The following is a 13,216-nucleotide window of genomic DNA, read 5'->3' as shown; positions in this document are numbered from 1 at the left end:
TTGGACGACATTTTAAGGCCCCGATGCCGACGATGCCCGCATTGATTCGCATCCCCAGTGTTCTGCTGCTGTCCCTGGCCTGCGGCCAGGCCCTGGCGGCGGTGCCGGCCAAGGCTCCCGTACGGGTCCCGGCCACGGAGGAACTGGCGCTGGAACCGGTGATGGCCGGTGAGTTCGCGCTGCAGGCCGGCAAGCTGGCCGAGGCCGCGCGCTGGTACCTGCAGGCGGCCCAGCAGACCGGCGGCGATGCCGGCCTGGCCGAGCGTGCCACCCGCATTTCCATGCTGGCCAACGATGATGCCAGTGCTGCCAAGGGCCTGGCCCTGTGGCAACAGCGCGCGCCGCGCTCGTTGACGATGCGCAGTGCCGCCGGTGCGCTGGCCATGCGCCAGGGCGATGTGAAGGCCGCCCGCACCGAGCTGCAGGGGCTGCTGGCCGACCCCGATGAGCGCGGCTGGAAGTTCGCCCTGGCCGCGCTGATCGGCGGCGGTCGCGATCCGGCGGTGCCTGCGCAGGTGCTGGGCGAACTGGTCGACGCCAACGCCATTCCGCCGAAGATCGAGGCCTGGCAGGAGTTCGGCCGCCTTGCCCTGCGCATGGACAAGCCCGAACTGGCGCGGCGCATGATCGACGAAGTGGTCAAGCGCTTCCCCGAAGAACCGCGCGTGGCGCTGCTGCGTGCCAGCCAGCTGCAGCAGGCCGGGGAGACCGGCAAGGCGTTGTCGCTGCTGCACGACGTCGAGCCCAGGACCCGCCAGGACCCGGAACTGCGCAATGCGGTGGCCATCGCCTACGACAGCCTCGGCCAGCCCTCCGCGGCCGAGCGCGTGCTGGCGTTCGGCCCGCAGGACGTGCAGACCTGGGGCATGCGCGCCTCGCTGCTGGCCAAGCAGGGCGACAAGGCCGCCCTGTCCAATCTGTACAACGAGCTGTCGCGGCAGGCGGCCAAGCCGGATCCGGCGCAGCGCCTGCTGCTGGGCAAGATCGCCGAATACCTCAAGCGCTATCCCGAGGCGGTGCAGTGGTACCACAGCGTGCCCGGTGGCGATGAGCTGAGCGAGGCGCGCCTGCGCGCAGCCAACGCCCAGGCCCTGGCCGGGCGCCTGCCGCTGGCGCTGGATGAAGTGCACGCGATCCAGTCCGATGCGGTTGTCGATGACGATGTGCGCCGCGACGCCTACCTGCTGGAAGCCGAGCTGCGCCAGCGCGGCGACGACAGCGCCGGTGAGCTGGACGCGCTGGCCCGCGGCCTGGCCGCCTTCCCGGATGACAACGGCCTGCTGTATGCGCGCGCGCTCACCTGGGAGCGCCGCGATGACATCCCGCGCGCCGAGGCCGACCTGCGCAAGATCCTGGTGACCGACCCGGAAAACGTACCGGCGCTGAATGCACTCGGTTACACCCTGGCCGACCGCACCGGGCGCCTGCAGGAGGCGCTGGAGCTGATCGACCGCGCACGTGTGGCCGAGCCGGACAATGCGGCCATCGTCGACAGCTATGGCTGGGTGCTGTATCGCCTGGGCCGCAAGGAGGAGGCGCTGGTGCAGCTGCGCCGCGCCTGGACCCTGGCCAAGGACCCGGAGATCGCCGCCCATGTCGGCGAAGTGCTGTGGGTGCTGGGCAAGCACGACGAAGCCCGCCACTTCTTTGAAGAAGCCGCCAAGCTCGATCCCGAGAACCGCGCGCTGCTGCGCGCCCGCGAGAAGTTCAATCCATGAGTGTTTCCCTGATCCGGCCGCTGCTGTTGGCGGCCGCGACCCTGGCCGTTTCCGCCTGTACCAGCGTGGGCACCCAGAAGACAGCGCCGCCAGCCGTGGTCGAAACGGTTTCGGCCGAGGCGGCGCAGGCCGAAGCGGCGCGCGTGGCCGCGCTGCACGCACAGCCGGACTGGGCCTTCCAGGGCCGGGTGGCGGTCAGCAAGGGCAAGGACGGCGGCAGCGGTCGCATCGACTGGAAGCAGCAGGGCCGACACTACGTGGTCGAACTGAGCGCACCGGTGACCCGACAGAGCTGGAAGCTGAGCGGCGATACCCAGTCCGGAGGTGGGCGCCTGGAAGGGCTGGCAGACGGCACACGCGAGGGCGAGGACGCCCAGCAGCTGCTGCTCGACGCCACCGGGTGGGACATTCCGGTCAACCCGTTGCCTGACTGGATCCGCGGCCTGGTGGCCGCTGGCGCCGATAGTGGCGCGCAGGCGGTCGAACGCGACGGCGAAGGCCGGCCGCGCCGCATGCAGCAGATGGGCTGGCAGGTGCAGTACCTGGACTGGTACCCGGCCGACGCAGCGCGTCCGGCGTTGCCGCGCCGGATCGAGGCCAGCCGGGGCGATGCCAAGGTGCGACTGCTGGTGGACCAGTGGGGGCAGGGCGCTCCATGAATGCGGTGGTCGAGGGTGCGGGCTGGTCCTGGTGGCCGGCCCCGGCCAAGCTGAACCTGTTCCTGCATATCATCGGGCGCCGCGCTGATGGCTACCACGAGCTGCAGACCGTATTCCGCCTGCTCGACTGGGGTGACCGCATCGGCCTGCGCCTGCGTGAAGACGGCCAGGTGCGCCGGCAGGGCGAGGGCTTGGTTGGCGTGGCCGAAGCTGACGATCTCGCGGTTCGCGCCGCGCGATTGCTGAAAGATGTCGCAAATGTCGCGCAAGGTGCGGACATCATCGTCGAAAAACATGTTTCTGCCGGCGGTGGCTTCGGTGGCGGCTCATCGGATGCCGCCACCGTGCTGGTGGCGCTGAACCGGCTCTGGCGGGCCGGCCTGGACGAAGATGCGCTGGCTGCCCTGGGCCTTCGGTTGGGTGCGGACGTGCCGGTGTTCGTGCGTGGCCACAACGCCTGGGCCGAAGGCGTGGGCGAGCGCCTGCGTCCGATCACGCTCGCCCCGGCCTGGTATGTGGTGGTCGAGCCGGGCGTCCATGTTCCCACGCCGGCCCTGTTTGCAGACCCGGATTTGACGCGCGACAGCCCAGTGGCGAAAATAGACGACTTCGCTTCCGGGACCCTGGTCGGGAACGCGTTCGAACCAGTGCTGCGCCGCCGTGAGCCTGCCGTTGATGCAGCGCTTGCAGCGTTGAGCGACATTGGCCCGGCGCGACTGACCGGTTCGGGAAGTGGTTGTTTCGTCGAGTTCGCATCGCAGGCTGCCGCAGAGCAGGGACGGTCGAAGTTGCCGAAGGAGTTGCGGGCAAGGGTGGCTGCGGGCGTTGCGCGTTCGCCACTGCTGGATGCACTCGAGCAACACTGATTTATCAATGCAGGGGCGTCGCCAAGAGGCCCAAGGCACCAGGTTTTGATCCTGGCATTCGTAGGTTCGAATCCTACCGCCCCTGCCAATAGCGGCTGTGTCCGCGCCTTCCAGCGCATCGCCCGCGCGGGACGTGGAAACAACCGCGGTGTTGTCAGCAGCAAGGGTCCACCGGGGTCCTTGCCGACTCCGGATCCCCGCCACTCGTCCCCGCCCGAGACAATCATGATGCAAGAGTCCCCGAACCTGCTGGTCTTTTCCGGCAACGCCAACAAACGTCTGGCGCAGAACATCTGCAAGGAACTGGGGGTTCGCCCGGGCAAGGCGCTGGTCTCGCACTTCTCCGATGGCGAGGTGCAGGTGGAAATCGAAGAGAACGTCCGCAAGCAGGACGTGTTCGTGATCCAGCCGACCTGCGCGCCGAGCGCGGAAAACCTGATGGAACTGCTGGTGCTGATCGACGCGCTCAAGCGCGCATCGGTGGCCAGCGTGACCGCCGTGGTGCCGTACTTCGGCTACTCGCGCCAGGATCGCCGCATGCGTTCCTCACGCGTGCCGATCACCGCCAAGCTGGCGGCGAAGATGTTCAGCACCGCTGGCGCTGACCGCGTGCTGACCGTCGACCTGCACGCCGACCAGATCCAGGGCTTCTTCGATATTCCGGTGGACAACGTGTATGCGTCCCCGCTGCTGCTGGCCGACATCTGGCGCGCCTACGGCACCGAGAACCTGATCGTGGTGTCGCCGGACGTGGGCGGTGTGGTCCGCGCCCGTGCCGTGGCCAAGCGCCTGGATGACGCCGACCTGGCGATCATCGACAAGCGCCGCCCGCGTGCCAACGTCTCCACCGTGATGAACATCATCGGTGACGTCGAAGGCAAGACCTGCGTGATGGTCGATGACATCGTCGATACCGCTGGCACCCTGTGCGCCGCTGCCGCTGCCCTGAAGGCGCGCGGTGCGCTCAAGGTCGCCGCCTACTGCACCCACGCGGTGCTGTCGGGCCCGGCGGTGGACAACATCACCAACTCGCAGCTGGACGAACTGGTGGTGACCGACACCATCCCGCTGAAGGACGCCGCGCGCGTGTGCAGCAAGATCCGCCAGCTGAGCGTGGCGGAAATGCTGGCCGAAACGATGCGCCGCATCGCCTTCGGCGAGTCGGTCAGCTCGCTGTACGTCGATTGAGTTTTTCGCCCCTGCCGGCAACGGTGGGGGCATACCCCGGATGCTTCTGGTCGCGGAAGCATCTTCAACCGCCACGCCGCAAGGCGCGGCAACAACCTGAGTAGTCGAAAATGTCGAAGACCCATGAAATCAAGGTCACCAAGCGTGAACTGCAGCGTAAGGGTGCGAGCCGCCGCCTGCGTCACGCCGGTGTGATCCCGGCCATCGTGTACGGTGGCAACGCCGAGCCGGTCGCCATCAGCCTGGACCACAACGAAATCTGGCTGGCCCAGCAGAACGAGTGGTTCTATGCCTCGATCCTGGACCTGAACCTGGACGGCCAGGTGCAGAAGGTCCTGCTGCGTGACATGCAGCGCCACCCGTACAAGCAGCTGATCATGCACCTGGACTTCCAGCGCGTGAACGAGAACGAAACCCTGACCGCTTCGGTCCCGCTGCACTTCGTCAACGAAGACACCTCGCCGGCCGGCAAGGCTGCCGACGTCGTGGTCACCCACGAACTGAAGGAAGTGACCATCACCTGCCTGCCGAAGGACCTGCCGGAGTCGATCGAAGTCGACCTGGGCGAGCTGAAGGCCGGTGACGTGGTGTACCTGTCCAACATCAAGCTGCCGAAGGGCGTGGAAATCCCGGCCCTGGCGCTGGGCAAGGACCACGACGACGCCATCGTCACCGCCAAGGCCGGCAAGGCCGACGCGGCCGACGAAGAAGCGGCTGCCGAGTAATACCGCTACGGTGCCTGCCTTCGGGCAGGCACCGTGCTGGAAGGAGCCATGGCAGGACTGCGACTGATCGTCGGTCTGGGCAACCCCGGATCGGAACACGCCCGGACCCGGCACAATGCCGGGTTTCATTTCGTTGAGGCCCTGGCGGAAAAAGCCGGTGCGCGATGGAATGTGGACAGCAAACTGTTCGGCGAGACCGCCAAGGTCGAGATTGCCGGGCAGACGGTGTGGCTGCTCAAGCCCGCCACCTTCATGAACCTCAGCGGCAAGTCGGTCACCGCCGCACAGCGGTTCTGGAAGATCGAGCCGGAGGAAACCCTGCTGGCCCACGACGAACTGGATCTGGCGCCCGGCGTGGCGCGGTTGAAGTTCGACGGCGGCCACGGCGGCCAGAACGGCCTGCGCGACACCATCCGCCTGCTCGGCCATGGCAAGTTCCACCGCCTGCGCGTGGGCATCGGCCATCCCGGCCACAAGGACCGCGTGGTGGGCTGGGTGCTCGGTCGCCCGTCCAAGGAAGACGACGTGCTGATCGCGCGCGCCATCGACGATGCGATCGACGTGCTGCCGCTGGCCGTGCAGGGCGATTTCAGCGAAGCGATGAAGCGGCTGCACACCCCGAAATAACCCGCTTTGGGTAGGTGCCAACCTTGGTTGGCACACAATGATCGACACCGAGATGGATTGGCCAAGCAGCGCGCGCGCTGTTTCTCCAATCACTTTCACCCCAGAGAGCTGTCACCCATGGGTATCAAATGCGGCATCGTCGGCCTGCCCAACGTCGGCAAGTCGACCCTGTTCAACGCGCTGACCAAGGCGGGTATCGCCGCGGCGAACTTCCCGTTCTGCACCATCGAGCCGAACGTCGGCATCGTGCCGGTGCCGGATCCGCGCCTGAACGAGCTGGCGGCGATCATCAACCCGCAGAAGGTCATCCCGACCGCGGTCGAGTTCGTCGACATCGCCGGCCTGGTGGCCGGTGCCGCCAGCGGTGAAGGCCTGGGCAACAAGTTCCTGGCACACATCCGTGAAGTCGATGCGATCACCCACGTGGTGCGTTGCTTCGAGAACGCCGACGTCATCCACGTCAATAACAAGGTCGACCCGATCTCGGATATCGAAACCATCGATACCGAACTGGCGTTGGCCGACCTGGACAGCGTCGAGAAGGCACTGAACCGTGCCGAGCGCGCAGCCAAGGGTGGCGACAAGGATGCGGCCGCGCGCAAGCCGGTGCTGGTCAAGCTGCAGGCCGCGCTGGCCGACGGCAGGTCCGGTCGTTCGGTCGGCCTGGACGAGGAAGAGAAGGCGCTGGTGCGCGACCTGTTCCTGCTGACCCTCAAGCCGGTGATGTACATCGCCAACGTGCTTGAGGACGGCTTCGAGAACAACCCGCACCTGGAAGCCGTGCGCGCGCACGCCGCCGCCGAAGGCGCGCAGGTGGTGCCGGTGTCGGCTGCGATCGAAGAAGAGCTGTCCCAGCTCGATGACGAAGACCGCGATACCTTCCTGGCCGACCTGGGCCTGAGCGAGCCGGGCCTGAACCGCGTGATCAACGCGGCCTACAGCCTGCTGGGTCTGCAGACCTACTTCACCGCCGGCGTGAAGGAAGTCCGCGCGTGGACCGTGCGCAAGGGCGCTACCGCCCCGCAGGCCGCCGCCGTCATCCACACCGACTTCGAGAAGGGATTCATCCGCGCCGAAACCATCGCGTATGACGACTTCATCAAGTACAAGGGCGAAGCGGGTGCCAAGGAAGCCGGTCGCCTGCGCCTAGAAGGCAAGGAGTACCGCGTGCAGGAAGGTGACATCCTGCACTTCCGCTTCAACGTCTGATCCAGCGGCAACGGATCGACCCCGGACGCCCCGCCTTGCGCGGGGCGTCCGCGTTTCTGGTCCCCTGTCGGTTGTTGGCGAAAAAATAACCATGCGTTGAAACGCTTGCGCCGCAAGACTCGCGAACCCTTGTCCACAGCAAACCCCCACCACTTTCCACGCCCGGTGTGGAAAACCAAGGAGCATCTGTCTGGTAGGTACCAACCTTGGTTGGCACAGCACGTGGTGGACAAATTTTCACCACGCCCCGGAACGCCTGCGCTGCAACGCTCGCGCCCACTTGTCCACACCAAGTTCCCATCGCTTTCCACGCGGCGTGTGGAAAACAACCGTGGGTCTGGACAAAAAATAACCACGCCTGCAACCGCTTGTGCGACAACGCTCGCGCCCACTTGTCCACACCAAGTTCCCATCGCTTTCCACGCGGTGTGTGGAAAACCGGCATGCCCCGGTAGTGACCGGCCTTGGTTGGCCCGCACCACCGCCGAAACGAACAAGGCCCGCCAATGGCGGGCCCTGCGTTCCATGTCCTGCGTTGCAGCCTGCGCTTACAGCGCGCTGCCACCGAACTTGTGGGTGTACTGCAGATTGATCGTGCGGCCGACGCTGTCGAACCAGGACACGTCGTAGTACGGATAGGCCGTATAGGTCAGGTCCTTCGGCGGCATCTTGTTGAACACGTTGACCACCGACAGCGACAGGCGTGAATGGTCGTCGAAGCGGTACTGCACCGATGCGTTGTAGCGGTAGGTTGCCTTGATGTAGGGGCTGTCGCCGCTGTCCCAGTCGAACACCTGGTCGTAGCTGTCCGAAGTCGGCAGCTTGCCCAGGCGCGAGCCGTAAACCGTGGCCGACCACGCGGCCTTCTCCCAGGTCACGCTCAGGCTGGTCTTGGTGCGCGGAATATCGAAGCCGCTGTTGACCGCGAACTGGTCCTCGGTCACATCGCCAGCGAAGCGCTGGAAGTCGTGCTTCTTCACCCACGTATGGGTGCCGTTGAGGATGAAGTCACCGATACCGGTCTGCAGGCGGTAGCGCAGGCCGACGTCGATGCCGGAGGTGGACTCGCGGGCCACGTTGATCGGCTCCACGCGCACGCCGTACAGGCGGCCGTCGGCGGTACGGGTGATGCGGCCGAGCGCGTCGACGCAGGTCGGCGAGCTGATGTCTGCGCTGCCAAGGCGGCAGTTGGCTTCATTGGCCAGGATCGTGCGCACGTCCATATCCTGCACCTGGTTGCGCATGTCGATGTCGAACCAGTCCACCGACAGGTCCAGGCCGATGGCCGGCGACCAGACCAATCCGGCACTCCACGAGGTGCTGGTTTCCGGATCAAGCTGGCGGTTGCCGGTGCGGCTGCGGACCAGATCGCGCTCGTAGTCGGCACAGTCGCTGGCCTCTTCCAGGCGGCAGGTGTACAGATCTTCAGCGCTGGTCTCATCGTTGCCCGGGCCTGCGAACACGTAGTGCAGGTCCGGCGCCCGGAACGCGGTGCCGTACGAACCGCGCACCAGCAGGGCATCGATCGGGCGCCATTCCAGGCCGCCGCTCCAGGTCGCCTTGCCGATGGTGTGGCCGGAATAGCGGTACTGGTCGTAACGGCCGGCCACGCTCAGATTCACCGTCTCATGCAGCGGCATGCGCAGCTCGGCGGCGGTGGCCCAGCGGTTGCGCGAGCCCTTGCCGTCCGAATCCTTCCAGCTGTAGTAGTAGTACTGCGTCGCCAGCGGATCGGGATTGAGCGAGTACGCCTGCTGGCCCACTTCCACGGTGGCCGCGAATCCGGCATCACCGCCGGGCAGGCCGAACAGTGCGCTGTTGGTCAGGGTGAAGGCCGCCGTCTCGGTGCGCGACTTCGGCGTGTAGGTGGTGCGCGCGGCGATCGAATCGTACTCGGCGCGGGTCAGTGGCCGGTACAGGCGCGACGGATCGGCGTTGTAGATCGGGAAGCCTTCATCATCCTCGCCCAGCTGCGGGCCCAGGAACAGGTCATTGGCCTTGGCGGCGACGATCTGCGCCCAGCTGATCCGCGACTGGTACTGCGAATGGCTCAGTGCTGCTTCGTAGTCCCAGTTGCCGGCCAGGTTGCCCTTGAAGCCAGTGGTCACGCTGAAGGTGCGCTGCGTGCTGCGCACCATGGCGTTGCGCAGCCCACCCATTTCCTCCGGCGAGAACTGCCGCTGCCAGAACTCGATCCCGCCGGTGGCTTCGTTGTTGAAGTAGCCCGACTCATCGCCGTTGGCGTCCATGCGGCCCCACGAGGTGACGTCGCGCATCAGCGACAGCGTGTGGTAGCCCAGCTGCACATCGGCGAACCACTGCTGGCCGTTGTCGAAGTCGTAGCTCAGCGACGCATAGCCGTTGGCGCCGCGGCGCTTGTTGAGGATGGTGCCGTAGCCGATCGATGCGTCGCTGCCGCAGTAGTAGCCGTAGCGCGGCCGGTAGGCGTGGTAGGTGCTGCCCTGGTTCTGCGCGGCCAGCGCATCGCAGGTGGCGGCACCCGGGTCGAGGTAGTCATCGTTGTAGTCGGTACGCAGGTAGGCGCGACGGCCGATGCGCGAACCTTCGGTGGGACCGTCCTGGGTCGAATCCTGGATGTCGCGCTGGTAGGCCCACAACGGGGTCTGCGACTGCAGCTCGACGCTGTACACGGCGTTGAAACCGCCGTGGCTGAATCCACTGGCGATGCTCATGTCGAACGACTCGCCACCGCCTTCGGTGGTGGTGCCCATGCGCAGGTCAACCGTGGTGCCGTCGGCCTTCTTCTTCAGGATGAAGTTGACCACGCCGGCGATCGCATCCGAACCATAGATGGCCGAAGCGCTGCCGGTCAGCACTTCGATGCGCTCGATCATGCCCAGCGGGATGTTGGAGACGTCGGTGAAGTTGCTACGGCCCTTGAACGGCATCGGGAAGTCGGCGATGCGGCGGCCATTGACCAGCACCAGGGTGTGGTTCGGGCCCAGCCCGCGCAGATCGACCTGCTGTGCGCCGGGTGAGAAGTCGGCGCCGCTGGACGACTGCTGGCTCTGTGTCTCACCGCCGTTCTGGGTCATCGCACGCAGCACGTCCGGCACGCTGGTGAAACCACTGGAGCGGATCTGCTCGGCATTGATCACCGTGATCGGTGCGGGGCCTTCCACCTGGGCACGCGGAATGCGCGAGCCGGTGACCTGCACCGCGTCCAGTTGTTGAATCGAAGAGGAAGCCGGTGCCTGGGCCGCCGCGGAAGCAGCCACACCCATCAACGCCAGCTGGATCGACCACGCCATCGCCTGTCTACGCATGAGGAATTCTCAAAAATGATGCCGGCCCGCAGAGGAGGGGCCCTGTCCCCCATTCATGTTTCTGCAATGGGCGCGCGCATTTAACGCCTTTTTCATGCTCTTGACTACTGGGTGTCCATCTGGCAAAGAGTGAAAACGCTTGCAGGTCGATTTTGTTCAGGGAGATCAAGATGCGACGCCTCCATCAGGCCTGGTTTGCCCCGATCACCTGTCTGGTGGTCCTGGTGTTGGCCTGGCCGTTGGCCACGTCCGCGCAGGACCTGCACGGTCCCGGCTTTGCGTATTACGAAGTGGGCGATCTGGACGCGCCGCGGCCCGGCCCGCGCGCCCCGGCCATGATGCTGATGGGCGGTGGGGAGTGGGTGCCCGATGCCTTCCAGTGGTGGTTGCGGCAGGCCGGCAACGGCCGCGTGCTGATCCTGCGCGCCTCCGGCAGCGATGAACTGCAGGACCGGCTGTACCACGACATCGGCGGCACCACCGCCGTGCAGACCCTGGTCTTCGACAGCCGCCGGGGCGCCGACGATCCGGCCGTGCTGCGCGTGGTGGCCGCGGCCGATGCCATCTTCATCGCCGGTGGCGACCAGTCGCGCTACATCCGCTTCTGGAAGGGCACCGCGCTCAACCGTGCGCTCAATGCACACGTGCGTGCCGGCAAGCCGATCGCCGGCACCAGTGCCGGCCTGGCGATCCTGGGCGGCTATGCCTATGGCGCGCTCGATGGTGGCAGCATCACCTCGGCCGGTGCACTGGCCGATCCCATGGGCAGCGCTGTCACCCTGGACCATGGTTTCCTGCAGATGCCCTACCTCCAGCGCGTGGTCACCGACACCCACTTCGACAAGCGTGACCGGCTCGGCCGCCTGATCGTGTTCGTGGCGCGCGCAGCGCAGGACAGTGGTGACCCCGGCATCGTCGGCATCGGCGTGGACGAAGACACTGCCCTGTGCGTGGAGCCCGATGGCCAGGCCCAGGTCTACAGCGCTGATGGCGAGGGCAAGGTCTGGGTGGTCAGCCCCGGTCGCGATGCCGACCGGCTGGTCGAGGGCGAGCCATTGCGCTTCCATGCGGTGCCGGTGACGGTGGTTGCCAGCGGCAGCCGCATGCGGCTGGATGACTTCGAGGCCGATGCCGATTACCAGGCGGTGGCCGACATCAATGACGGCGAGCTTGAGTTCACCCGTCGGTAGTGCCGGTCGCTGGCCGGCAACTCGCCTGCGCTGATGCGCCCCTTGCCGGGCAGAGGCCGGCATTACCCTGCAATCCATTCCCTCGATCTGCTGGAGACGTACCCGATGAAACTGCGCCTTGCGCTGTCCGCGCTGTTGTCCCTGCCGCTGCTGGCCCAGGCCGCGCCGGCGGCTTCGCCGCTGCTGGTCATCCATGGCGGTGCCGGTGTCGAGCGCAAGGATCTGTCACCGGCCGAAGAGAAGGCCGCGCGTGAGGCGCTGCGTGCCGCGCTGCTGAAGGGCCATGCCGAACTGGCCGCCGGCCGTCCGGCGCTGGCCGCCGTCACGGCGGCGATCACCGTGCTTGAGGACGATCCCACCTTCAATGCCGGCAAGGGGGCGGTGTTCACCCATGACGGCCGCAACGAGCTGGATGCTGCGGTCATGGACGGTGCCACCCAGGCCGCCGGCGCGGTGGCCGGCGTGCAGCGGGTGCGCAACCCGATTCTGCTGGCGCAGACGGTCATGCAGAAGTCCAGGCACGTGATGATGGTCGGGCAGGGTGCCGAGGCGTTCGCAGTGGAGCAGGGCACGGTGTTGGTCGATCCGTCCTACTTCCGCACCGAAAAGCGCTGGCAGCAGCTGCAGCGTGCACTGAAGGAAGAGGCCAGCGGCCAGGCGCACGCCGATCTGGAGACCGCAAGACACTTCGGTACCGTCGGCGCGGTCGCGCTGGATGCGCAGGGGCAGCTCGCAGCAGGCACTTCCACCGGCGGCATGACCAACAAGCGCTATGGCCGGGTGGGTGACTCGCCGATCATCGGTGCCGGCACATGGGCCGATGCGCGCTGCGCGGTATCAGGCACCGGCTGGGGCGAGTACTACATCCGCACGGCCGCCGCGCACGAGATCTGTGCCCGCATGCGCTACCAGGGGCAGACCCCGGAACAGGCCGGCAAGGGCGTGATCAACGAGACGATTCCGCAGATGGGCGGCGACGGCGGCGCGATCGTGCTCGCTGCAGACGGAAAAATGGCCACGCCCTTCAACACCCAGGGCATGTATCGGGGCTGGATCGGCGCCGACGGTGTCCCGCATGTCGCAATTTTCGCCAGCGAGAGCCTGCCGGTCCCCGGGCAATAACCTTGCGTATCAATGGGTTTGCGACAACGTGTGAAAAAGATGGAAAAAAGCGTTGACAGGCCTCCGTCCCATCAGCAGAATAAGCGGCTCACCACCACACACCGCAACGCTTCGGCGGCAACGGAATGGGGTGGTAAGGAGGGATACCCAAGCGGCCAACGGGGGCAGACTGTAAATCTGCTGGCTTACGCCTTCGGTGGTTCGAATCCACCTCCCTCCACCAGTTTCACGTTGTGACATTCCCGGCGCGGGAGTAGTTCAATGGTAGAACCTCAGCCTTCCAAGCTGATGGTGCGGGTTCGATTCCCGTCTCCCGCTCCATTGAATGAACTTTGAATCTTATCGAGTTCATGTCATAATGCAAAACTCGGCTCACGTAGCTCAGTCGGTAGAGCACTTCCTTGGTAAGGAAGAGGTCGAAGGTTCGATTCCTTTCGTGAGCACCATCTTAAGCATCACCTCTCAGACGAATTCGAGATAAGCAGCCATGGCCAAGGGTAAGTTCGAGCGCACCAAGCCGCACGTCAATGTCGGCACCATCGGTCACGTCGACCACGGCAAGACCACGCTGACCGCCGCACTGACCAAGATCGGTGCCGAGCGCTTCGGTGGCGAGTTCAAGGCA

General features: G+C 66.0%; 11 protein-coding genes and 4 tRNA genes. 14 read left to right on the top strand and 1 reads right to left on the bottom strand.

The window, feature by feature from the left end:
• The first annotated feature begins 32 nt into the window (after positions 1–32).
• The 8 genes from AC5YGJ_RS18875 to ychF all read left to right on the top strand — a co-directional run bounded on the left by AC5YGJ_RS18875 (position 33) and on the right by ychF (position 6,992).
• Entirely contained in the window at positions 33–1,718 is a 1,686-nt protein-coding gene (locus tag AC5YGJ_RS18875) for a tetratricopeptide repeat protein (protein ID WP_496187404.1), read from the top strand.
• A complete protein-coding gene (gene lolB, locus AC5YGJ_RS18870) occupies positions 1,715–2,377 on the top strand; it encodes a lipoprotein insertase outer membrane protein LolB (protein ID WP_496187403.1) in 663 nt (220 codons plus the stop codon). The genes AC5YGJ_RS18875 and lolB overlap by 4 nt, the downstream gene beginning before the upstream one ends.
• Positions 2,374–3,243 (top strand): 4-(cytidine 5'-diphospho)-2-C-methyl-D-erythritol kinase, encoded by an 870-nt coding sequence (gene ispE / locus AC5YGJ_RS18865; RefSeq protein WP_496187402.1) that lies wholly within the window; start codon positions 2,374–2,376, stop codon positions 3,241–3,243. Before lolB ends, ispE begins: the two co-directional genes overlap by 4 nt.
• Before the next feature lie 11 nt (positions 3,244–3,254).
• Positions 3,255–3,331, top strand: a tRNA-Gln gene (locus AC5YGJ_RS18860).
• 140 nt (positions 3,332–3,471) lie between these two features.
• Positions 3,472–4,431, top strand: a complete 960-nt coding sequence (locus AC5YGJ_RS18855; RefSeq protein ID WP_005415400.1) for a ribose-phosphate diphosphokinase — start codon at positions 3,472–3,474, stop codon at positions 4,429–4,431.
• 110 nt (positions 4,432–4,541) lie between these two features.
• Positions 4,542–5,156, top strand: coding sequence for a 50S ribosomal protein L25/general stress protein Ctc (locus tag AC5YGJ_RS18850; RefSeq protein WP_409460943.1), 615 nt, complete (start codon positions 4,542–4,544; stop codon positions 5,154–5,156).
• A 48-nt stretch (positions 5,157–5,204) separates the two neighbouring features.
• Positions 5,205–5,783: an aminoacyl-tRNA hydrolase gene (gene pth / locus AC5YGJ_RS18845; RefSeq protein ID WP_049395820.1), complete on the top strand. Its 579-nt coding sequence runs from the start codon at positions 5,205–5,207 to the stop codon at positions 5,781–5,783.
• A gap of 117 nt (positions 5,784–5,900) precedes the next feature.
• Positions 5,901–6,992, top strand: coding sequence for a redox-regulated ATPase YchF (gene ychF / locus AC5YGJ_RS18840; protein WP_249841835.1), 1,092 nt, complete (start codon positions 5,901–5,903; stop codon positions 6,990–6,992).
• A gap of 548 nt (positions 6,993–7,540) precedes the next feature.
• Here the strand turns inward: ychF and AC5YGJ_RS18835 are convergent.
• Positions 7,541–10,279, bottom strand: a complete 2,739-nt coding sequence (locus tag AC5YGJ_RS18835; protein ID WP_496187401.1) for a TonB-dependent receptor plug domain-containing protein — start codon at positions 10,277–10,279, stop codon at positions 7,541–7,543.
• A gap of 170 nt (positions 10,280–10,449) precedes the next feature.
• Here AC5YGJ_RS18835 and AC5YGJ_RS18830 point away from each other — a divergent pair, with 170 nt between their 5' ends.
• From AC5YGJ_RS18830 to AC5YGJ_RS18805, 6 genes are all read left to right on the top strand, one after another.
• Entirely contained in the window at positions 10,450–11,469 is a 1,020-nt protein-coding gene (locus tag AC5YGJ_RS18830) for a cyanophycinase (RefSeq protein ID WP_496187400.1), read from the top strand.
• 105 nt (positions 11,470–11,574) lie between these two features.
• The gene (locus AC5YGJ_RS18825; protein WP_249841832.1) at positions 11,575–12,591 is read left to right on the top strand and encodes an isoaspartyl peptidase/L-asparaginase family protein; all 1,017 of its coding nucleotides are present in this window, start codon (positions 11,575–11,577) and stop codon (positions 12,589–12,591) included.
• Positions 12,592–12,728: 137 nt separating this feature from the next.
• A tRNA-Tyr gene (locus tag AC5YGJ_RS18820) sits at positions 12,729–12,814 on the top strand.
• A gap of 24 nt (positions 12,815–12,838) precedes the next feature.
• Positions 12,839–12,912, top strand: a tRNA-Gly gene (locus tag AC5YGJ_RS18815).
• A 49-nt stretch (positions 12,913–12,961) separates the two neighbouring features.
• A tRNA-Thr gene (locus AC5YGJ_RS18810) sits at positions 12,962–13,037 on the top strand.
• Positions 13,038–13,078: 41 nt separating this feature from the next.
• The coding region (locus AC5YGJ_RS18805) for a GTP-binding protein (protein ID WP_238482135.1) at positions 13,079–13,216 on the top strand (138 nt) is incomplete at its 3' end.

This window comes from Stenotrophomonas sp. CS3K5, from assembly GCF_059515225.1.
Note: the sequence above shows the minus strand (reverse complement) of the source record. Positions and strands in the feature narration are given on the sequence as shown.

Coding starts and splice junctions, on each gene's coding strand:
- AC5YGJ_RS18830 (WP_496187400.1), top strand. CDS start 10,450: ATGCGACGCCTCCATCAGGCCTGGTTTGCCCCGATCACCTGTCTGGTG.
- ychF (WP_249841835.1), top strand. CDS start 5,901: ATGGGTATCAAATGCGGCATCGTCGGCCTGCCCAACGTCGGCAAGTCG.
- AC5YGJ_RS18875 (WP_496187404.1), top strand. CDS start 33: ATGCCCGCATTGATTCGCATCCCCAGTGTTCTGCTGCTGTCCCTGGCC.
- lolB (WP_496187403.1), top strand. CDS start 1,715: ATGAGTGTTTCCCTGATCCGGCCGCTGCTGTTGGCGGCCGCGACCCTG.
- AC5YGJ_RS18835 (WP_496187401.1), bottom strand. CDS start 10,279: ATGCGTAGACAGGCGATGGCGTGGTCGATCCAGCTGGCGTTGATGGGT.
- AC5YGJ_RS18850 (WP_409460943.1), top strand. CDS start 4,542: ATGTCGAAGACCCATGAAATCAAGGTCACCAAGCGTGAACTGCAGCGT.
- AC5YGJ_RS18855 (WP_005415400.1), top strand. CDS start 3,472: ATGCAAGAGTCCCCGAACCTGCTGGTCTTTTCCGGCAACGCCAACAAA.
- ispE (WP_496187402.1), top strand. CDS start 2,374: ATGAATGCGGTGGTCGAGGGTGCGGGCTGGTCCTGGTGGCCGGCCCCG.
- AC5YGJ_RS18825 (WP_249841832.1), top strand. CDS start 11,575: ATGAAACTGCGCCTTGCGCTGTCCGCGCTGTTGTCCCTGCCGCTGCTG.
- pth (WP_049395820.1), top strand. CDS start 5,205: ATGGCAGGACTGCGACTGATCGTCGGTCTGGGCAACCCCGGATCGGAA.